Source organism: Sphingobacterium sp. UBA6320 (assembly GCF_002440335.1).
Classification (GTDB): Bacteria; Bacteroidota; Bacteroidia; order Sphingobacteriales; family Sphingobacteriaceae; genus Sphingobacterium.
Genome location: NZ_DJTA01000019.1, coordinates 119,194 through 140,630, shown reverse-complemented (window position 1 = coordinate 140,630; position 21,437 = coordinate 119,194). Strand labels below are relative to the sequence as shown.

Sequence of the window (21,437 nt, the reverse complement as noted above, 5' to 3'; positions counted from 1 at the left end):
ATCGCTTTTTTTATCTCATTATCCAAATACACGCTTATGCCAACTTTGACCAAAAGGTATTTCCCATTTATCATCAAGAGAAGCCAAAGAAGTAATGGTATTATCATATACCACCGTATCATCATTAATGTGCCCCATCTTAACTAACTCTTCAAATTCACTTCTAGAAGCAGCATAAAGTTGATCACCGACTTTGTAAGCAACACGCATACGATCAAATAACTGAATATTAAAATCCTGTTCCAAAGTTTTTAAAAAACGTACAGAACTATCGATCGAACAACCAGAAGCGGCAGCAATTTGCTCATCAACCGAAAGAACAATAAATAAGTTAGACTTAACCTCGGCCTGAGCTGACAAAGGTTCGCCATGAACTTTCCATCCCGCAGCAAAATCAGCCAATCTTTTTTGAATCAAGATCGCTTCTTCATCTGTAAAAAAACGATTAGATTGATACACCCATGCACTAGTCATACTCATAAAATTAATTAGTGAACATAATAAGGTGAAATCATCAAATAAACGATCACACCCGTTACCGCTACATACAACCACATTGGATAGGTAATACGCGCAATTTTTTTATGCCTTTCATACGATCCAGCAATACCTCTTACATAAGTAATCAATACAAAAGGGATAATAATCACAGACAAAACAATATGGGTTATTAAAATAAAAAAGTAAATAGGACGTAAAATACCTTCCCCACCATAAGATGTCGAGTTAGAAGTCATATGATAAGCAACGTACATGCCTAGAAAAGCTACAGAGCAACAAACACAAACTTTGATTAATCGCTCGTGCAATTTTTTATTTCCCTTTTTTATCGCAGCCACAGCCCAAAATAACAAAATAGCAGTGATACCATTTATAGTCGCATAAATTGGAGGTAAAAACCCTAACGGTTCAACATCATAGCCCAATTTACGCAAATTAACACCAAACAAAGCGGCCACCAAAAGTGGGATAACTACCGATAAAACGATAATCCACTTGTTATATTTTTTTTCTTCTGCAGTCTGTCCCATTTTATTTCGTTTCAATCTTAGGTGGATTATTTCTGATCTCCTCCACCGCCAACAATTTAATCTCATCACTCAGGCGTTCCACTTCCTTCTTCATCGTGATATCGTAGAATCCCCTTATTCTTCTTTTTGAATCAATTAAGATATAAGAAGAACCAATTACAAAAGGTTTATTCGGATCACCCGTAGCCAAAGCATCCTGCAACAAACCAGTTTGAGCAAATTTAAAAATATCCGAAGAAGGATGAGTCACAAAGTACCAACTTTTATCAGACGGATCGATATTCTTAATGTAATTTTTTAAAACCTCTGGAGTATCATATAGTGTATCCACAGTAATAGAATAAAACTTAATTCTTCTATTATTTCTAAAATCACCAGAAACTTTATTTAGGCTATTAATAAGAGTTGTTGAAAATGACTTATCTTTCGAATAGAAAAGATGTACAATAGATATTGCACTGTCATTTTCAAAAAGGTGGACCGGTCTACCATCGTAGTTCTTAAAAGAAATTTTTGGTACTTCATGATATAACGTATCCATGATATCCCTTCCCCACTTACGATGTGTCGTACCCGGCACTACTTTATCGCCAAAGATAGGTAGCGTAGCGTACGAATTGGCCATACCACTTTTATTTAGTACTACATACAAAAAACCTGGCAATAATAAAATTATTGCCAGGATCATGATCGTTTGAATACCTTTATTTTTTCCAGTATTTTTGCTCATTTATGTTATTTATTTTCCCACAATTGGTGAGGGTGCAAGTCATTCAACAAGAAGTTACCTTCTGTAAGCATTAAAATGATAAAATAAATAATGAAAATAAATACAATACTTACAGTAACGATGAAACTAGATTTCTCAAATTTCAAGTGCATGAAGTAAGCAACGATATAATAAGCTTTTACTAATGTTAATACAATATAAATTGTATTAACCAAAGCACCTTTTGCTAAGATTTGCCAGTGATGAACAAATCCCAATGCGATTAAGAACTCTAGAGCAGTTAATGCTAAAAGGACGAAGAAAATTCTCCAGATACCTTTTTTATCCATTCCTTCTGCGTGTCCATGCTCATCGTGAGCAATATTATCGTGATGTTGTGACATAGCTTTTCTAAAATTAAAAACTTATAATTATACTAAATAGAAGAATGTAAATACAAACACCCAAACTAAATCCACAAAGTGCCAGTATAAACCTACTTTTTCAATCATTAAATACGATCCACGATTCTGGAAAGTATTATTTAAAGTCATGCACAATACAATAATATTTAAGATAATACCTACTGTAACGTGAAAACCGTGGAAACCCGTGATTGTAAAGAACAAATTAGCAAATTGTAGTGCTGACGTATACGAGATATCATGTGTAAAGTAAGGCTGTAAAGCATCCTTTATGGCATCACCTTCTAAGCCAGTACCTGGATTCTGACCAAACCAAAAACCAGCGTGGTGTAAGTGAGTCCATTCGATAGCTTGACATCCTACGAAACAGATACCACCCAATATAGTCCAAAGCATCCACTTAACAACTTCATTTTTTGAATTACGATGACCTGCCTCTACAGCTAATACCATAGTAACAGAAGACATAATTAAAATAAAAGTCATGATACCCACGAAAACTAAAGGTTGTCCGTGTTCAGCAATACCTGGTATAGATTGGAAGATCTTATCCGCATCTGGCCATGTACTATGTGCAAATCGTTGCGTTCCGTAATAAACCAAAAACGCAGAAAATGTAAAGGCATCCCCAACCAAGAAAAACCACATCATGATTTTTCCGTATTCCAAATTCCAAGGTGACTTTCCACCATTCCATGGACCGGTTTTTACCTTATCCAATTGTGATACAGTTGTACTCATTGTTTACTATTATTGATTCAAAAGTAAGAAAACATATATATAAATCCATAAAAGATCGAGAAAATGCCAAAAAATACTGGCTAGATTCATGCGGAATTGATTGCCGTCTGCAGGAAGTGGTTTATACACTCCTACCAAAGCGGTAATCAATACGATCACTCCCGCAATAATGTGCGCTAGGTGCATTCCAGTAAAGATATAGACAAACGACTGCGATGCATTATTATTTACAAAATAAACACCTCGTCCGGCCAATACTTCCCACGAATGAACTTGAAGCACGAAAAATAAAATACCCAAAATTAGGGTTACAAAAAGTAAAACTTTCTGTCTTGATAAATTACCCACTTGCGCCGCTTTATAAGCCAAATGGATAGTAATACTACTCAAGACAATAACTAGCGTACTATAGATAAAAGTATCGGGTAACAATGTTTTAAGCCCCTTATCAACGCCACTCGCCGTATAAACGATAAAGCCACTTGACAGTGCAGCAAACATCATAAACATACCCAACATCCCTAACCACAAGCTAAATTTTTGAGCTTTACGTGACACTAACTTCTCGTCAGTCGGTTGTTCTCCTTGATTTAACATTATTTCAAAGGTATAAAGTCAAATAATAAAATCAGTTGTGTAATTGGTAGATAAAAAAATGAAGTAAACATCACCTTTCTAGCAGATGGTATGTCCTGATTCTTAAAAAGCATAAAGCCATAATAAGCAAACACAATACCTCCAATTACGGAAACAGTTGTAAAGATCCACCCTCCAAAACCATAATACATCGGCAGAAATGCTGCAGGTATCATCAGCAATGCTGAAAAGAAAACCATAAATGCAGAAATCTTATCACGCTTTGTCGTTGGCAGTAATCTAAAACCAGCCTGTTTATAATCATCATCAATCACCCAGGCCAAAGACCAAAAATGTGGAAATTGCCACAAAAACTGAATACCAAATAAGATAAATGGAATCATCACGATTGCACTCTCATTTGTTTGGCTATAGATGGCTAAATCATCCTGGCTAAACGCTGCAAAATAACCAATTAATGGCGGTAATGCACCAGGGAAAGCTCCTACAAATACAGCTATTGGTGATTTTCTTTTTAATGGTGTATACAGAAAAGCGTATAACAAAATGGAAAATACTGATAATAACCCAGCCACAAAATTCAAACGTACTAGTACCAAAGTACCTAAGATTCCCATAAATAAACTGAGAATCAAGGCCTGACCTGTCGTCATCCTTCCAGAAGGTAGGGGACGGTCGGCAGTACGGGTCATTAATTTGTCCAAATCCTTTTCAATAATCTCATTGAATCCATTTGCTGCACCAGTCACCAAGAATCCTCCCAATGTCAGTAACAACCAATTCATCCATAGAATATCTCCACCAAGCTGCTTAGCACCAATCAAAAAAGAGATAGATGCCGAAAAAACAACCGTTAATGTCAGTCTTAACTTAACTAATTTCTTGAAATCAGAAATAAATTCTTTCATAGCGACAAATGTCCTCTTTTTATTTGAGTGTACAAAGTAAAACTAACTTACCAGTACATTCATTTCATTCATTCAATTAACGTTGTGATTTTCCTAGTAACAACATCAGATAATATTGACATCCAAATAAGAGGCTACCAATAACTAAGTGAGTTGTCTGTGCGAAAGCCGGAAGAGCAAATCGTGCCAAAATAATTCCTGACAACATTTGAATACCAACTAAAATAAAAAGTATAGTAGCATATTTTGCTTGGACTGTACTCCCACTAAATTTTGTACGCACTAAAAAGAACAATACAATTACTAAAATCAAAGAACTATATGCAAGCCAACGATGTATTTCAAAATGTTGGCCAATACGTTGTATAAAATCTTCTCGAGCAACACCCGAAGCTGTCAATGAATCAACAATTTCACGTACTTCCGTTCCGAAGACAACTTGCACCACCATTAAAAATAAAGAAATGGCTGCAAGCAATTTTAATCCCTTAGAATCACGATTTATTAATATACCCTTATCGCGTAATGTCGTCGCCTTAAAATAAGTATAGATGGAAATAGCCACAATGACCAATGCTAAAAGCATATGCACAGTGATTACCCAAGGAGTTAAATTAGTCGAAACGACAATAGAACCCAACCAAGCCTGAACAACAACAACAAATACGTTAATCACAGACCAAATAAAAATTGATCGCTTAGATTTAATATAAGTAAAAGAATAAACGGCAGTAAACAGTAAACAAAAACCAGCAACAACACCTACCAAACGATTGATGTACTCTGTCCAAGTCTTTGCTACATTAAATTCCTCATGTTCAAGGATACTTTTGTCATGACGAATTTTATTTGCTAAATCACGATAACCGAAAAAATCGATCATATTAGCAAATCGCTCATTTTTCTTAGCTCTACCTGTGATGTAATGCTCTTCATAACCAACCGGTAACTGCGCAATATCTGTAGGAGGTATAATTCGATTAAAACACTTTGGCCAATCGGGACATCCCATTCCAGAACCAGTACTACGCACCACACCTCCAGCAACAATCACTAAAAACAAAACAATAATTGTAATGAAATTAGATCTAATATAACGCTTTTCAGCAGCTGGAAACATATTTTTACCGTTTTATGTTACAAATAATATTTGGAATAAATCATTTCGCACAACTTACTCCAAATACCATGTTTAATTATTTTTTATTTTGAGCATCCCATTCTGTCTGGATACGCTCAGCTTCTTCATTACCTTCAAAATCATGAAGGAAGTTAGAATTCATAGTTTCAGAGAAAGGAACATTCTGAGGAATAAAATCTTCATGATGTCCTGGCTTACTGTAATCATATGGCCAACGGTGTACTGTTGGGATCTCTCCTGGCCAGTTACCGTGGATATGTTCCACAGGAGTAGTCCACTCTAAAGTATTTGAATTCCATGGGTTTTGCGGTGCTCTTTCTCCAAAGAAAATCGAATAGAAGAAGTTGAATAAGAAAGCCACTTGACCCAAACCAGCTACGATAGCAGCCCAAGTAATCAACATGTTTACAGAAACCCATTTCTCCATGAAAGCAAATTCTGTAAAAGCATAATAACGACGAGGAACACCATCTATACCCATAAAGTGCATTGGAAAGAATACCAAATAAGCACCAATGAAAGTCATCCAGAAATGTAAGTAACCCAATTTCGTGTTCATCATACGACCAAACATTTTAGGATACCAGTGATAAACACCACATAACATACCGAAAATAGAAGCAGATCCCATTACCAAGTGGAAGTGGGCTACAACAAAGTACGTATCATGTAAGTTGATATCTAAAGCAGCATTACCTAAAAACAATCCGGTAAGACCACCAGAGATGAAGAATGACACTAAACCAATCGCAAACATCATAGCTGGAGTGAAACGAATATTACCTCTCCATAATGTCGCCATATAGTTAAATGCTTTTACCGCAGAAGGGACTGCGATAATCAATGTTGTGATCATAAATACTCCACCTAAGAAAGGATTCATACCTGTCACAAACATATGGTGACCCCAAACGATAAATGATAAAACTGTAATACCAATTAGCGAGTAAACCATCGCATGGTAACCAAAGATTGGTTTACGAGAGTTTGTTGAGATAACCTCCGAAGTAAGACCTAATGCAGGCATAACAACGATATATACCTCAGGGTGACCTAAGAACCAGAATAAGTGTTGGAACAAGATTGGAGAACCACCTTCATTCGGTAAGATCTGACCTTGAACAACTAAATCTGACAAATAAAATGACGTACCGAATGAACGGTCAAAAATCAATAGAACAACAGCAGATACTAATACTGGAAAGGATAACATACCTACGATAGCAGTTAAGAAGAATGCCCAGATTGTTAAAGGCATTTTCCAAAGATCCATACCTTTAGTACGCATATTCAAAATTGTACTCACGTAGTTGATACCACCGATTAATTGCGACGCTACAAATAACACCATACTGACCAACCACAAAGTCATACCTGTAGCCGAACCAGCAATCGCCGTTGGCACTGCAGATAATGGAGGATAGATCGTCCATCCGGCAGAAGCAGGTCCACTTTCAACAAAGAAAGAAGCAATCATAATAACTGAAGCTACAAAGAACATCCAGTATGACAACATATTCATGAAAGGAGACGCCATATCGCGTGCACCAATTTGATAAGGAATCAATAGATTACTAAAAGTACCCGATAGACCCGCTGTTAAAACGAAGAATACCATGATGGTACCGTGAATGGTGACCAAAGAAAGGAAAAATTCAGGAGCAATACGACCACCTGCAGCCCATTTACCTAAGAATACTTCCAAAATTGGAAATTCTTTATCCGGCCAAGCAAGTTGGATACGGAATAAGATGGATAAGATCATAGCAAATACCGCCATGAAAATACCTGTGATCAAAAATTGCTTAGCAATCATCTTGTGGTCACCACTGAAGATATACTTCGAGATGAATGACTCTTGATGATGATGTCCGTGCGAATCGTGATGCTCAGCGCTATGAGAAATAACTGTACTTGACATATTCGTTTTTAAAATTCAATTATTCTAATTAATTTAATGAAGCCGTAACGTTTACGCTATCTTTTAACTGCGGAGTTTTAGCATCTTTAGCGGCAAACTCTTTCTGTAAATCCTCAGTAAAATATTTGTTTTGCGTTGCTAACCACTCTTTATATTCAGCTTCAGTAACAACGACAACCTTTTTCTGCATATTATAGTGACCTGAACCACAGATTTTGTTACATAACATAACATAATCATATTTGTAGTCATTCATACGCTCACGCATTTCTTCTGTAGTTACCGTAGGAGTAAATTGGAAGTAATTTGTCATTCCCGGTACAGCATTGATTTGAACGCGGAAGTCAGGAATATAGAACGAGTGAATAATATCCTTTGAAACGATATGAAAACGAACAGACTTATTAACTGGAATTACAATGTCCGAACCTTGAATATCATCCCAAGAGTTTTTATCATTGAAATCAATACCATAAGGATTAGTCGGAGTTGTCATTTTATAATTACGTTTACCGATCACACCATCAGCTCCTGGATAACGTACACTCCAAGCAAATTGCTCACCTAATACTTCAATCTGAAGAGCAGATTTCTGTAAATCTTCCGGAACATTGGTAATTGATCTCCAAGTAAAGAAACCGAATAATACCAATACAGTCAAAACAACAGCAGGAACGATCGTCCAGATTTTTTCAATAGTATTGTTATGCGGCAAATAGTATGCTTTACCATTTTTCTTCATTCTATAGATGAACGTGAACGTCAATAATAAAATGTGAGTAATCACCAATACAAAAGTTGTGATAACAGTAGTAATGATAAACATGGTATCAATTTTAGCCCCATGCTCAGTCACAGCATCCCTCCACGCCATGCCACCATGGTGCGAGTAAGAATAATAAACACCTCCTAAGAAAACAAATAAGAAGATGAATAATAACGATGCTTGAAACGTATTTGAAGCTAAAGGATTATGTCTTTTATTCATCTTATTTGTTAACTCATAGATCGAGATAACTTTACCAATAACAGCAACTACTGTACAGATAACTAAAAATAATAAAACATAATAAATGAAGTTTTTATAAACCTGAGGGTCTATTTTTTTCTCTTCCTTAGCAGCGTCAACCTTTGTTGTAGACGCATCTGCGGACGCAGCTACTTCTGTCTTCGCAGTCGTTGCCGAATCAACAACATTTGCTCCAGTAGCTGTTGCATCAACTGCAACAGCTTCCGTAGCTTTAGTCGTATCTACCACTACAGTATCTTGACTTGCGAATGATGGGACTGCAAAGAACAATCCGATTGCAAGTACAAAACCCGAGATGGATTTGAATCTATTATTTAATTTAAAGCTCATTTCTTTATAACGATTTTACGTAATATCCCTTTAAAAGCGAAACTATATTTGGTGATGTAAACTCTCATCCAAGAAAGGATGATTTTTAGCAACTAAACCTTGTTTACTCAATTTATTCATTACTAAGAATGTAAACAAACCAACAAAGCCAAGAGCTGTACCAATTTCTACAATACCAAATCCGCGGTGTGATTCAACTGTACCAGGCATGATCATGATATAATAATCCAACCAGTGACCCGCCAATAATAAGATGGCAACAAACAACATAGCATTTTGCTTACGTTTGGCATCACGATCTACCAATAATAATAAAGGAGCAAGGAAATTGATGATAATATTTAACCAAAACCATGGTTTATATTCTGGCTCCCAACGTTTATAGAAATATACAGTCTCCTCAGGCATGTTAGCATACCAGATTAAGATAAACTGTGCAAACCAAACATATGTCCAGAAGATAGAGAAACCAAAGATCAATTTACCTAAATCATGTAAATGATTTTCGTTTACCCAACTCATATAACCAGCTTTCTTTAATACAATTAAGATGATTGTAATAACACAAAGACCACTTACCCACATTGCTGCGAAGTTGTACCAACCAAACATAGTCGAGAACCAGTGTGCCTCTAATGACATGATGGTATCAAATGACCAAATTGGAGTTGTAAAACCAAATATAACTAAAAATATAGCCGACAATTTGAAACTCTTTTTATAAGAATTCAAACCACCCTCTAAATCTTCTTTGTATGATAATTTTGCCAAGATAATAGCAAAAATACTATAAAGTCCCATGAAAATTACTTGGCGACTTAAAAAACCTGAAAAATTCAAATACCAAGACTTACCAGCGATGATACTATCATAATTAGGACTATTAGGATCTGTAAGACCCTCTGCATACCAATGATGGTATAAATTGTGAGTGCTTAATCCTAATCCAACAATCACTAGTAAAATGATTGATGCAATAGGCAAAATACCTGCCATTGCCTGTGGTATACGAACGAGACCAGCTGACCAAGCAGATTGTGTTACATATTGTAAGGCTACGAAAAAAGCTCCGGCAGCACATACACATGTAAAATAATAACCCATCAATAATAAGTTAGCATAAGTACGCTCTACTAGAATATGATCGCCCATAAGCATTCCGTAGGCTACTGCAGCTATACCAACAACGATTGCGATAATACTGAATGTTTTTGCTTTACCAGCAAACTCGTATCGCTCGTTGAAATTATAATCGTGATGATGATTGTGAGTTCCCATTTATTTGTCTGATGTTAGATTATTTCTTTTGTAATTCATGAACGTACATAACGACTTCCCAACGTTCTTCAGGAGACAACTGCGATGCATGCGATCCCATTGAGTTGTGACCGTAATAAATCGTATGGTAAATCTTACCATCTGTCAAATCAGCCATCATACCACCACGTGAAGAGCTCGCGCCATCAGTTTTGTGATAAGATGGTGGATTAGGAAAATTCTCCAGCTTACGAGTGCCTTTAGAATCTGTAATTTCACGGTCTTTCGTAATAGAACCATCACCTTTACCTTCAGGACCGTGACAAACAGCACAGTAAGTAGTAAATAAAGCTTGACCTTTTTCAAGTCTTGCTTGTGATAACTCTAACGGATTAGTAAACTCACGACCCGCACGTTCATAATCTTCTAAAGTATTGGCATATTCAAATCTGGTAAAACCAATTGGATCTGTACCCTTTGGTGGTGTTTGCGCAGTTTGTTTATTTTTAAAATTCTCGTTAGGTTGATCAGGATTGTACGCAATCGGATCATACATGTTGCGAGAAAACTCCCAACCTGTACTACGAGTAGTCTTGTCACCACAAGAAGAAACGACTGCTGTCAACGACAGAGCTGCACATACTGTAACTAGTAAATTCTTCTTATTCATAACTAACATATTTTCTATCATTGTACTTAACTTCTACAGCACCTGTTTCCTTCAATATAGTATCGATCAAAGCATGGTCTGTGTTTTCACGAGCATCTATAGCGATGATAAAACGATCATCAGTAGCTCTTAAATCCATAACACGAGGAGTACGTCCCGGGAATAAGTGATTGCGATAAAAGAAAGTCGCCACCATACCCAAGGCACAAATTAAAATAGTAACCTCAAATGTCACAGGAACAAAGTTCGGAATTGCGAATGAAGGTTTACCACCAATATTCATTGGCCAGTCATGTACCATTGTATAATACAATAAACTAAATCCCAATAAGGTTCCTAACGCTCCAAAGCAAAATGCTGCAATTGGCAAACGCGAAGGTTTAACGCCCAATTTAGCTTCAATACCGTGAATTGGCATTGGAGTAAAGCAATCATAGATGCTTACATTATTTTTCTGCAATTTGTCGATCCCATGCATCATATCATCTGGATCAGCAAAACTACCTAATATATATTTTGTATTGCCCATTGCTATTATTTTAACTCTTTAATTTCTTGTTCTGTTACCGAATCATATTTGCCTAAAGAATCTCTAAAGTATTCCACTTGTTCTGCTGGGAATGCACCTTCTTTAACCAATTTAGTTTTATGTTGTAAACTTGAGCTTTTCAACAATAACTTCACTTCCGCAATTGCGATACCCGGTAAGAAGCGTAAGAACAATAAGAACAACGTAAAGAATAAACCGATAGATCCAACGAAGATACCAACGTCTGTCCATGTTGGGTAAAACATCGCCCAAGATGATGGTAAATAATCACGGTGTAATGAAGTCACGATAATTACGAAACGCTCGAACCACATACCAATATTTACCACAATAGATAATATCCAGGAAATGGGAATACTTGTACGAATTTTCTTAAACCAGAATAACTGTGGTGAGATTACGTTACACGTCATCATCGACCAGTAAGCCCAAGCATAAGGACCAAACATACGGTTTTCAAAAGCGTACATCTCGTATTCAGATTGAGAGTACATCGCAATGAACAACTCCGTTAAGTAAGCAATACCAACGATAGAACCTGTCGTCATGATAATTTTGTTCATGGCTTCAATGTGGAACATCGTGATGTAGTTCTCAAAATTCATGACTTTACGTAAGATCAACAATAAAGTTTGCACCATCGCAAAACCAGAGAAGATCGCACCAGCAACGAAATATGGAGGGAAGATTGTTGTATGCCATCCTGGGATAACAGAAGTTGCAAAGTCAAAAGATACAATCGTGTGTACCGAAAGTACCAATGGCGTAGAGATACCTGCCAAAATTAATGACACAATCTCAAAACGTTGCCAAGTCTTTACAGATCCATTCCATCCAAAAGATAGCACAGAGTAAATTTTTTGTCTAAGGCCAGTAGCACGGTCACGGATAGTCGCGATATCAGGTAACAAACCACAGTACCAGAATACCAAGGATACCGTGAAATAAGTAGAGATCGCAAATGCATCCCATACTAATGGCGAGTTAAAGTTAACCCATAGAGATCCAAATTGATTTGGCAATGGAAAAATCCAATAAGCCAACCAAGGACGACCCATGTGGGCAACGACATATGTTGCAGCACAGATAACGGCGAAGATCGTCATGGCCTCTGCTGAACGGTTAATGGAGTTACGCCAGTTTTGACGGAAAATTAATAATACGGCCGAAATTAAAGTACCAGCGTGACCGATACCAACCCACCATACAAAGTCGGTGATATCCCAAGCCCAGCCTACAGTTTTATTTAGACCCCAAGCGCCGATACCTGTCCAAAAGGTATAACTAACGCTGACTACCCATAATAAAGCACCTAATACGGCTACAGTGAAACCGATCCACCATGCTTTATTCGGTTTATTTTCAACCGGTAGTAAGATATCATCCGTAATTTTAGCATACGTAATGTCCTTACCGGTCATTAATGGTTCTCTTAATATTGATTCGTTATGCGATGACATAGTATTTTTATTTCAAATAATGAACAAGATTACGCCTCAAAAGTGTTTCTAACTTTTGTCATATAACCGATACCCGGTTGTACATTGATTTCCTCAAGTACGTAATAAACACGCTCATTGCGTAATGCTTTAGATACTTCCGATTCTGGATCATTAGCATCACCAAAGATAATTGCATTTGCAGAACATGCTTGTTGACATGCCATTTGGATATCACCGTCTTTTACTTTACGGTTCTCCATTTTCGCATGTAACTTACCAGCTTGAATACGTTGGATACACATTGAACATTTTTCCATAACCCCACGTGAACGTGTTGTTACATCTGGGTTCAATACCAATTGCGTAAACTCATTATTCAAGTAGTTGTCAAAACGTGAATCATTCCAATAGTTGAACCAGTTAAAACGACGTACTTTATATGGACAGTTATTCGCACAGTAACGTGTTCCGAAACATCTATTGTAAGCCATATGGTTTAGACCCTCTGATGAGTGTACAGTAGCTAATACTGGACATACAGTCTCACAAGGTGCATGAGCACAATGTTGACATAACATCGGTTGGTGAACAACAGTTACATTTTCGAAATCATTGATATGTTGAATTTCTTTTTCCTTAGTATACTCTTTACCATCCTCTTCAATAGTGTAGTAACGGTCAATACGTAACCAGTGCATCTCACGACGACGACGAACCTCATCACGACCTACAACAGGAATATTATTCTCTACGTTACAAGCAACAATACAAGAGCCACAACCAGTACAAGCATTCAAATCGATTGCCATTACCCATTTATGACCTGGTTGCTCATACTTGTTCCACAAATCGTATGTTTTGTGTTTATCCGTAAAGCGACCTGACTCAGAGTTAGGATCTTTTAAATATTTAGCGAAAGTAGTTTCACGCACAATGTTACGACCCTCAATAGTATGATGCGTCTGAGTTTGTGCTAACTGGTATATCGTATTCGATTTTGCAAGAGTTGCTTTCGCTACAAATTGAATAGTACCATTTACTAAGCTTGCAAAAGGGTAAGCATTTTTACCTACATGATTACCAGCCTTACCAACTTTAGTACGTCCGTAACCGATAGCTACTGAAACAGTACCCAAAGCTTGTCCCGGTTGTTGAACAACTGGTAACTCAACTTTGTAACCATTTGCTTCAACAGTAATTGTTGCATCTTCACCCAATCCCAATTTCTCAGCATCTTTAGGATTTAAAGCAGCATAGTTATCCCAAGTTACTTTAGAAACTGGATCTGGAACCTCTTGTAAGTAAGCATTGTTTGCATATCGACCATCACGCAAAGCACTTGGTTCATATAATTTCAATTCGAAATCACCGACTACTGTTTTTGCAGCAGCGATAGCAGCACTAGCGGCAGCCTCTACATTACCAGAGAATGAATAAGCAGCTGCTGTTTTAGCACCCTTATATTCAAAACCAGTTTGTAAAACGCTATTCCAGTTCTTCGTACTACCAACTAAAATTGTAGAAGTCCAAAGATTTTTAACAAATGTATAGATATCAGTCGTATCACCAGCCCAAACCAATAAAGATTGATCTGCCTGACGAGTGTTGAATACCGGATTGATTGCTGGCTGAACTATAGAGAATAGACCTTCTTTTGGAGAAGCATCACCCCATGACTCTAAGAATGTATTCGTTGGAGCGATAGCCGTCAATTCCGAAGCTGTTTCATCAGCACGTTGAGAGAAAGATAATGTAAAATCAACTTTCTTCAATGCAGCTTTCACATCTTCAGATTTGAAATAATCATAAACAGGGTTACTGTTTAAGAACATCGCAACACCAACTTGACCAGCCTTAGCGTTTGTCAGGAATTGTGCAAATGCCGCATCAGAACCTTGATGTTGTTTAGAGAAATTATCTAAATCAATTGTAGATCCATATGAAGCCAAAGCACTGTTAATTGCATTTGCTAAAGTTTGAATGTTAATATCATTCGAACCAGCCACTACAACTGCAGCACCTTTATTATTTAACAATTCTTTTGCTGCTAGCGTAACAGCAGTTTGTGCTCTTTTAGCAGTAATACCACCAGCTAAAGAAGAACCTGTAACCGCATTATATAAAGAGATTAATACAGCAGCTTCTTCCGAAGGTTTAATGGCAATACGCACATCCGCATTTGAACCCGTCATACTAAGACCAGACTCAAATTGAATATGACGTGACATCTTACCATTTTTCAATGATTTATAGTCACGATTTTTAACATATTGTTGTGTATGTTCTTCTCCCGCTAACCAAGTTCCTAAGAAATCAGCAGCTACAGAGACAACAACATTTGCTTTATCAAAATTATAAGAAGGAACGACCGCTTTACCAAAAGCATTTTTGTTCGCTTCAATAATTGCGCTGTAAGAAACAGCATCTACTTGAACTAAATTAGTTGTAGGATACTTAGCCGTTAATTTGGCAATAGCAGCTAACGTAGTAGGACTATTTACTGTACTAGAAACAATAGTAATTTGTTTCCCAGCAGTAGCAGCTGCGTTTAATGCAGCAATAACAGTGCTATCCAATTTAGACCATTCAACATCCTGCCCTTTTAATTGAGCAGTTTTTAATTTAGACTCATCATATAAATCTAAAACTGATGCTGCAGTTCCTGAATCTGTACCTTGATTTAAACCAATTGCATTCGGGTTAGCCTCTACATTAATAGGACGACCTTCACGTGTTCTCACTAAGATACTCTGACCATTAAAAGTCGAAGTATAAAAGTTAGGAATACCAGGAGTAATCTCCTCAGGTTTAATTAAATAAGGAACTGCTTTATGCACAGGTGTGCTGTTACATGCTGCCAAAGTAACAGCCCCAACACCAAAACCTAATGCTTTTAAGAAGTCACGGCGTGGAGTTTTTGTACTCAACCCTGCTTCATTTAAGACATCTTCTACAGGAATAGATTCGGCAAACTCACCCTTACTCTTTTCAACAAAAGCAGGTGTTTGTTTCAATTCTTCCAAACCTTTCCAATATTTTTTATTGCTATCCATTTAAGCTGTATATAAGATTGCGTATTTCTGAATAATTATTAATAGTGACATTTACCACACTCAAGACCACCGATCATCGCCGCTGTCATTTTTTCACCTTTTTTGATGCTTTCATGCGCCTTGATCAAGTCTTCGTAGTATTTGTTATCTGATTTCACATCTGTTGCCTTATGACAATCCACACACCATTTCATCGTCAAAGGAGAGTATTGGTATACTTCTTCCATGGTTTCAATTGGACCGTGACAAGTCTGACACTCCACTCCTGCCACTGTAACGTGCTGTGAGTGATTAAAGTAAGCAAAATCTGGCAAGTTATGAATGCGAACCCACTGAATCGGCTTAGGGTTGTTACCATAAGTACGAGTCTCTGGATTCCAATCCAATGCACGATAGATTTTAGCAATCTCTGGCGAAGTCTCACCATCATAATGCTCAGAACCTGTGATCGTATTGTGACAGTTCATACAAACATTCGCTGAAGGAATAGATGCATTTTTAGATTTAAAAGCACCACCATGACAATACTGACATTCAATCTTGTTGACACCAGCGTGCAATTGGTGAGAGAATTTAATCGGTTGAACGGGCTGATAACCTGTATGAACACCAACATTCCACATGGTTTTCCAACCACCAACAGCCAACAACGCAACCAACATCAACACAGCAAATCCGACCAATTTCTTGTTCTTAACAAAACCCTGTGCAAATGCCAAGAATTTCTTGTTAGTCTTAGGCTCTTCCTCAGCTTCAACAGCAGCCTGATTAGTTGCGATCACCCTTTCCAGAGTACGGATTACACGGTTTAAAACAACGATAACAACAATGGCCAAAACAACTATACCTAATAACCCGAAGATCATAAATAAATTAGCATTGTCATCTTTCGCAGCCGCACCACCTGCCGCACCCTCTTCTTTAGGTTTCTCAGCAGATTCAGCTTTAATGTAAGCCAATACAGACTTAATCTGATCATCAGATAAATCTGTAAAAGAAGTCATCACGGATTTATTATACTCCTCAAAAATGGCAATTGCATCTTTATCACCAGAAGCAATTAGCGCTTGAGAGTTTTTGATCCATTTAATCAACCACTCCTCAGACTTTGTCTCAGTAATACCCTTTAGGGCAGGACCGACGACCTTTCTATCAACTTTGTGACAGCTCGTACATTTAGCTTTGAAGATTTTTTCACCTTCCTTGACATCTTGCGCATGCAGCGTCGCAACGGCAAACAACAGCACCAAACTCATTGATACTACCCTCGCAAGTTTTCCCAAAACGGATGAGATATTTCTCATATTTAACACTTTATACTATTTATTTGTGAATATAAAAATTTAAACACCATTCTAGACAAAGCAAACTCTGCCTAGTAATGCCACAAAAGTATAACTTATTAATAAATCCCTGACAATTTTGTGACGTTATTTATCAATTTATAATCGTTCTAAATTATTTCAAAACGACTATTTAAGGCAGATTTAAACCACCTCTTGTACTTCGAGGCGGAAATCGATAAACTTCAAATATAAGACTTCAATATGACATAAAAAAAGCGCCAGTACTTTAAATTTATTGGGATCCAAATTCTTCCTAACAGTACATTGACAAAGAATTGATTAGAGAATTGTAACTTTACAGATAGGAATATAAGATGAGAAAATCCTTAATTTTATATAGCATAATGGTTTTGATGACCTCATGCAACAAACACCAAACTCCAGCTCAAAAACAAACAGCAATTTTTAAAATAATGGAAGAGTCAGCAAAATATAACCAGTTAAGTCCCGAAGAAGAATATGTCATTCTTCATAAAGGCACAGAACGTCCCTATACGGGCACCTTATTAGATAATAAGGCAATGGGGACATACATTTGTAAAAGATGCGAAGCCCCCTTATATCGATCCGAAGACAAATTCGATTCGCATTGTGGATGGCCAAGCTTTGACGATGAGATTTCAGGCGCCGTTCGTAAAGAAACAGATGCCGACGGAAGAAGAACTGAAATTCTATGCAATGCTTGCGGAGCACACTTAGGACATGTTTTTATCGGAGAAAGATTAACCGATAAAAACATACGCCACTGTGTTAATTCAATTTCTATGAAATTTGTCGCAGATACTACGCCTTTAAAATAGAAGATTCGCGCACTTTCAGCTCGCAGGGTAATGTCAAGTGTTTAATCGCTTTGGCCTTACCCTGCAATTTTAGCAGTAAAATATTAATAATATGATCCGCGATTTCTTCGATAGGTTGCGAAACTACCGTGATAGCAGGTTCATGCAATTTAAAGACAGTATGGTCATCAAACGCAATCAATGCAGGAAGTTTGTAATTATGCTTCTTACCAGATTTAAGGCCCGTAATCGCTAGATAATTGGTCGCAAACAAAACAGCATCCAATCTATTGTCAACAACAAACTCATGCAATTCATCTATCGCCTCTGATTCTGATGCATCCAATTGTATTTTTTTAATATAAGCCTGCTTTTTAAACTGATCCATTGCTTTCATATAACCTCCCAAACGATCACGCATCTGTGTTTGATCGGAATAAAGAGAAACTAGACCGATCCGCTTATACCCCTGCTCATTGAAATGGACAGTCGCATCAAAAGCCCCTTGAAAATTATCAGCAATAACATAATCCGTCTCCACATCAGGCAAGTATCGATCAAACAAAACAACAGGTACATTTGATTGGATCAAATTAGAAATCGTATCCTCAATTCCCTCTGAAGGCGTAATGATAAAGCCGTCCACCTGTCGATCGTTAAACATCCCGATTAATTCCTTAGTCTTTTCACTATCATTGTTCGTACTACAGTAAATAATACGATACCCCTGTTCATAGACTTTTGTTTCAATAAGGCGTGCAATATTTCCAAAAAAAGGATTTGAGATATCTTCGATAATCAAACCTATAATTTTGGTTTTACCAGTACGTAAACTCTTAGCAAGTTCATTAGGCTTATAGCCTACCTTTTTCACATAATCAAGAACACGCTTGGTCAACGACTCACTGATGCGCTTTTCTTTGGCTTTGTCATTCAATATAAAAGATACTGTAGTAACCGAAACCCCTAAAGCTTTTGCGATGTCACTGATCAAAATTCTCTTCTTCATTAAGTCGTATATGTTTATAAATTTGAGTTACTAATCTAAAAAAAAATAAAGTAATAAAGCTATTTATTGTAAAAATATTTAAGCTAAAAGGATTTATTAAGCAAAAAAAATACTATATTTCGCCCCTAAATAAGACCAAACTAATTACTTATGATTCGATTGAATTACAATAAAATTTTACTAAGTATTCTTGCATTCACACCATTAGGTTTAGCAGCACAACAAAATTTGACACCATTTGTCAATCCTTTCATCGGTTCCGAAGATCATGGACATGTCTTTGTAGGCGCTAATGTACCGCTAGGAGCAGTACAATTAGGTCCCTCGCAAATAGCACAGACATGGGATCAATTTAATGGCTGGGACTGGTGCAGTGGTTATAATTACAAAAGTAAAGAAATATTAGGCTTTACCCATACCCACCTTAGCGGAACTGGAATTGGAGATCTCAATGACATTATGATTGTACCCGCTACAGGGAAGGTACAATTGCAACAAGCCGAATTCAACAAAATGAATACAGGCTACGGTTCGAGCTTCAAAAAAGAAAATGAAATTGCGCAACCTGGATTTTACAGTGTGCTATTAGACGATTACCAAGTACAAGCAAATTTGACAGCTACAGAGCGTGTAGGTTATCATCAATACGTATACAATAAATCGGACAATGCCCACTTATTCATTGATCTTTCTTTTAGGATGAACTGGGACAAAACAACCGATTCTTATATCAAGCAGATCAATGATAGTACGTTTGTTGGTTATCGATTTTCTTCAGGATGGGCAAGTGATCAAAAAGTTTATTTTGCCTTAAAAACATCTGTACCTATTCAAAAAGTACAATTTTACGATGATAAAGATCAAAAATTTGGTACTTCAACAGTAAAAGGTCAAGCAATAAAAGCTGCCCTATTTTTTGATGCAATCAAAAATAAAACCATTGAAATTAAAGTTGGTATCTCAGCTGTCAGTACGACAAACGCTTTAGAAAACATACAGGTTGAAACTCCAACATGGGATTTCGCCCAAGTAAAAAAACAAGCAAACGACAAATGGAACAGCACACTGAATAAAATTCAATTTGAAGGAGATGCAGACACAAAGACCATTTTTTATACCGCCTTGTACCATACTTATTTTGCACCAACAATCTTTAACGACGTCAATGGTGATTATTTAGGGACAGACAAACAAGTTTACGAAAAACAAGACTTTACCAATCATACCGTATTTTCATTATGGGATACCTACCGTGCATTACATCCATTGATGAATTTGCTAGAAGACCGTAAAATCAATCAAGATTTTATCAAAACGATGCTTGCCATCTATCAGCAACAAGGGAAATTACCGGTTTGGCATTTACAAGGTAATGAAACAAACACCATGGTAGGTCTACCAGCGATACCAGTAGTAGCAGATGCAGTCATAAAAGGTATCTTGGATGAAAAAGATTATGAACTGGCTTGGGAAGCAGTAAAAACAACAGCCATGGGCTATGAAAATGGATTAAAGTATGTCCGTGACTTAAAATACATCCCCATCGACAGCATGGATAATGAATCTGTGGCATGGGCATTAGAATATGCAATTGCCGATTACAGCGCATTTAAATTAGCAGAAAAATTAGGTAAAAAAGAAGATGCCATTTACTTCGAAAAAAGATATAAACTTTATGAACAATATTTTGACAAAGAAGTAGGTCATTTTGTAGGTAGAAAAGTTAACGGCGAATTTAGACGACCATTCAATCCATTGATGGCCAAGCACCGTGAAAATGACTACTGTGAAGGAAATGCTTGGCAATACACTTGGCTAGTTCCACAAGATGTTAAAGGATTGATCAACCTTTTTGGTGGAGATAAAAACTTCTTAAAAAAATTAGATGAATTCACAACAATGTCATCCGAATTGGGTGAAGAAGCATCCAATGATATTACAGGTTTAATTGGGCAATATGCACAAGGCAACGAACCCAATCACCATGTACCCTATTTATATGCTTACGCGGGAGAAGCTTGGAAAGGGTCAGCACTTGCACGTAAAGCAATGATGAACTTCTATACAAGCAAGCCAAATGGTTTATGTGGAAATGACGATGCCGGACAGATGAGTGCATGGTATGTATTTTCAGCAATGGGAATGTATCCTTTAAATCCGATCAGTGGAGTTTATGTGTTCGGTTCTCCAATGATGGAAAAAGCGACCATTACACTTCCTAATGCAAAACAATTAACCATAAAAGTTAAAAATCAAGCCAAGAAAAATAGCTATATCAAAAGTATCAAACGTGATGGGGTAGCATACTCAAAATCGTTTATTACATATGATGAAATATTAAAAGGCGGAAACATTGAAATCGAAATGAGCAGCACTCCAAATAAAAATTGGGGAAAAGCTCCACAAGATAGACCGATTGCAGTAGACAATTAGACTGTAAGTCTGTCAGGCAACTATTTATGGAATAGCTTTTGATAATAATCAACAAAAGGAGATTA

The 21,437-nt window shown here is 36.9% G+C and carries 19 protein-coding genes; 2 read left to right on the top strand and 17 right to left on the bottom strand.

Annotated elements, in window-relative coordinates; all coding sequences use genetic code 11:
* Positions 1–18: 18 nt before the first annotated feature.
* The 16 genes from B3P23_RS11910 to B3P23_RS11835 all read right to left on the bottom strand — a co-directional run bounded on the left by B3P23_RS11910 (position 19) and on the right by B3P23_RS11835 (position 17,109).
* A complete protein-coding gene (locus B3P23_RS11910) occupies positions 19–480 on the bottom strand; it encodes a hypothetical protein (RefSeq protein ID WP_052627703.1) in 462 nt (153 codons plus the stop codon).
* Between the two features lie 8 nt (positions 481–488).
* A complete protein-coding gene (locus B3P23_RS11905; protein ID WP_248754817.1) occupies positions 489–1,046 on the bottom strand; it encodes a DUF420 domain-containing protein in 558 nt (185 codons plus the stop codon).
* The gene (locus B3P23_RS11900) at positions 1,033–1,761 is read right to left on the bottom strand and encodes an SCO family protein (protein ID WP_293926208.1); all 729 of its coding nucleotides are present in this window, start codon (positions 1,759–1,761) and stop codon (positions 1,033–1,035) included. The genes B3P23_RS11905 and B3P23_RS11900 overlap by 14 nt, the downstream gene beginning before the upstream one ends.
* Positions 1,762–1,766: 5 nt before the next feature.
* Complete coding sequence (locus B3P23_RS11895) at positions 1,767–2,144, bottom strand: cytochrome C oxidase subunit IV family protein (RefSeq protein WP_045754995.1); 378 nt, start codon at positions 2,142–2,144, stop codon at positions 1,767–1,769.
* A gap of 27 nt (positions 2,145–2,171) precedes the next feature.
* Positions 2,172–2,906 carry a cytochrome c oxidase subunit 3 gene (locus B3P23_RS11890; protein ID WP_045754996.1) on the bottom strand — a complete coding sequence of 245 codons (735 nt, stop codon included), beginning with the start codon at positions 2,904–2,906 and terminating at the stop codon, positions 2,172–2,174.
* A 9-nt stretch (positions 2,907–2,915) separates the two neighbouring features.
* Entirely contained in the window at positions 2,916–3,503 is a 588-nt protein-coding gene (locus B3P23_RS11885) for a cytochrome c oxidase subunit 3 (RefSeq protein ID WP_045754997.1), read from the bottom strand.
* Positions 3,503–4,411, bottom strand: coding sequence for a heme o synthase (gene cyoE, locus B3P23_RS11880; RefSeq protein WP_094771764.1), 909 nt, complete (start codon positions 4,409–4,411; stop codon positions 3,503–3,505). The genes B3P23_RS11885 and cyoE overlap by 1 nt, the downstream gene beginning before the upstream one ends.
* Before the next feature lie 76 nt (positions 4,412–4,487).
* Complete coding sequence (locus tag B3P23_RS11875) at positions 4,488–5,531, bottom strand: COX15/CtaA family protein (protein WP_293926203.1); 1,044 nt, start codon at positions 5,529–5,531, stop codon at positions 4,488–4,490.
* Positions 5,532–5,607: 76 nt separating this feature from the next.
* Positions 5,608–7,473, bottom strand: coding sequence for a cytochrome c oxidase subunit I (locus B3P23_RS11870; RefSeq protein ID WP_248754818.1), 1,866 nt, complete (start codon positions 7,471–7,473; stop codon positions 5,608–5,610).
* 28 nt (positions 7,474–7,501) lie between these two features.
* Entirely contained in the window at positions 7,502–8,833 is a 1,332-nt protein-coding gene (locus B3P23_RS11865) for a cytochrome c oxidase subunit II (protein WP_248754819.1), read from the bottom strand.
* Between the two features lie 42 nt (positions 8,834–8,875).
* Positions 8,876–10,111: a hypothetical protein gene (locus tag B3P23_RS11860; RefSeq protein ID WP_045755001.1), complete on the bottom strand. Its 1,236-nt coding sequence runs from the start codon at positions 10,109–10,111 to the stop codon at positions 8,876–8,878.
* A gap of 19 nt (positions 10,112–10,130) precedes the next feature.
* A complete protein-coding gene (locus B3P23_RS11855; RefSeq protein ID WP_411028115.1) occupies positions 10,131–10,769 on the bottom strand; it encodes a c-type cytochrome in 639 nt (212 codons plus the stop codon).
* The gene (locus B3P23_RS11850; protein WP_045755003.1) at positions 10,753–11,289 is read right to left on the bottom strand and encodes a DUF3341 domain-containing protein; all 537 of its coding nucleotides are present in this window, start codon (positions 11,287–11,289) and stop codon (positions 10,753–10,755) included. The genes B3P23_RS11855 and B3P23_RS11850 overlap by 17 nt, the downstream gene beginning before the upstream one ends.
* A gap of 5 nt (positions 11,290–11,294) precedes the next feature.
* Entirely contained in the window at positions 11,295–12,770 is a 1,476-nt protein-coding gene (gene nrfD / locus B3P23_RS11845) for an NrfD/PsrC family molybdoenzyme membrane anchor subunit (protein ID WP_045755004.1), read from the bottom strand.
* A gap of 29 nt (positions 12,771–12,799) precedes the next feature.
* Positions 12,800–15,805, bottom strand: coding sequence for a TAT-variant-translocated molybdopterin oxidoreductase (locus tag B3P23_RS11840; protein ID WP_094771762.1), 3,006 nt, complete (start codon positions 15,803–15,805; stop codon positions 12,800–12,802).
* Between the two features lie 38 nt (positions 15,806–15,843).
* Positions 15,844–17,109 carry a c-type cytochrome gene (locus B3P23_RS11835; RefSeq protein WP_045755006.1) on the bottom strand — a complete coding sequence of 422 codons (1,266 nt, stop codon included), beginning with the start codon at positions 17,107–17,109 and terminating at the stop codon, positions 15,844–15,846.
* A 395-nt stretch (positions 17,110–17,504) separates the two neighbouring features.
* Between B3P23_RS11835 and B3P23_RS11830 the strand changes: the two genes are divergently transcribed.
* Complete coding sequence (locus tag B3P23_RS11830; protein WP_248754822.1) at positions 17,505–17,951, top strand: methionine-R-sulfoxide reductase; 447 nt, start codon at positions 17,505–17,507, stop codon at positions 17,949–17,951.
* Here B3P23_RS11830 and B3P23_RS11825 read toward each other — a convergent pair.
* Positions 17,935–18,939: a LacI family DNA-binding transcriptional regulator gene (locus tag B3P23_RS11825; protein WP_045755008.1), complete on the bottom strand. Its 1,005-nt coding sequence runs from the start codon at positions 18,937–18,939 to the stop codon at positions 17,935–17,937. The two genes, B3P23_RS11830 and B3P23_RS11825, sit on opposite strands and share 17 nt — an antisense overlap.
* A gap of 150 nt (positions 18,940–19,089) precedes the next feature.
* Here B3P23_RS11825 and B3P23_RS11820 point away from each other — a divergent pair, with 150 nt between their 5' ends.
* Positions 19,090–21,372, top strand: a complete 2,283-nt coding sequence (locus B3P23_RS11820) for a GH92 family glycosyl hydrolase (protein WP_293926187.1) — start codon at positions 19,090–19,092, stop codon at positions 21,370–21,372.
* Positions 21,373–21,437: the final 65 nt, after the last annotated feature.